The following is a 1,313-nucleotide window of genomic DNA, read 5'->3' as shown; positions in this document are numbered from 1 at the left end:
GTAGAGGCTTTCCTCAAATCGATTGCCCATGCCACCCGCAAGGATGATGGCGTAATGTTTTGGTTTATCCATGGCTTGGCGGTTGGAATTTATAATACCGATGATTTTTAATCTCTTGTTGTCCCCTATCTAATACATGTCATCCTCGCTGATTACCTCAGATGCCAGTTGACTACCTTACAGTTTCGATGGTCGGTCTTATTATGTTGTGTAATTATTCAGTGTTATTTGTCGTATCGGTATTCAAGGTCATCCAGCGAAACAATATTGCCGTTTGGGTCTTTACTGTACATGATGGTCATTTTACGCTGTGTCAATACGGGCCGTCCGCTAAACATACCGCGCGACCAAACACAAGAGAGTCGTTTGATGGCTTGCAAAATCCCCGCTCCGTTTGATGTAGGAGGATCAATCATTTGGAGTTCAGCGAGCATGCCCGTTCGGGTCACGATAAACTGTATCCGCACCGAATCCCGAACGACAGGATCAGCAGTTTTGTCCACAGATAACCCTAAAAGGCCTGATAACTTTTCCAAGTATAACGTCTCGCCTCCGTAGGGTTCCGGTTTCAGTTCCGTCAATTGGAACACATTATCGCCGTTCCGATCAAGATTCGCGACATAGCATGGATAGGCCGTATCCATTGACAATGGATCTTCGAAAATTGCTTTTGCTTTAATTTGGCTGTCCCACTTGCTGATATCGCCTCCAGACCAATACCCATCATCGATTAAGTGGACAATGTGTTTTTCTCCTTCCGCGAAACGAATACGGGAAAATTCTATTGCACGGATGCTATTCGGATTTATATAGTACAAAGAAAAAAGACCTTGGATTACGCTACCCACTCCATACAAGCCCCTTTTAAGTCGGGCGGGGCGGTACCAATGAACGATGACGTCCTCAATGGGTGGTGTATCTGTGTATTTCTCAAGGAATTTTGGTAAAGAGAGAAGGTCTGCAAAAAAATCTTCGGTTGTATTCAAACGTATGGAACCATGGTACCGGACTCCACCAATGAGGGTATCCCGGCTGGATTTTTCAACGTTGTGGTAGTCTTCCGGTACAGACCAACGGATATTTCTAGCACTCACCTGTATGCCATTGATGAAATAAGCTGGATCATCCGCGTACGAAACGGGAGGGGCAGCGCGTTGCGGCGTGTGAAAAAGTACAGCTCCGCTGTACTTACGCCCTTGTAGCGTGGTGTCATAAGAAAATACGGTATGTAATGTTGCTCCTGCATAGTCGGATAGCGCTTCTTGATCGATCACTTCACCATTGATCACAAATGCATAGTTCTTGAACGCGCC

At 45.7% G+C, this 1,313-nt stretch carries 1 protein-coding gene; it reads right to left on the bottom strand.

The features are described from left to right. Window positions 1–224 precede the first annotated feature (224 nt). On the bottom strand, window positions 225–1,313 hold a 1,089-nt coding region (locus U9S71_RS20830; protein WP_326329790.1), incomplete at its 5' end, for a hypothetical protein.

This window comes from Parapedobacter flavus (genome assembly GCF_035818675.1).
In the GTDB taxonomy this organism is placed as follows: Bacteria; Bacteroidota; Bacteroidia; order Sphingobacteriales; family Sphingobacteriaceae; genus Parapedobacter; species Parapedobacter flavus.
Note: the sequence above shows the minus strand (reverse complement) of the source record. Positions and strands in the feature narration are given on the sequence as shown.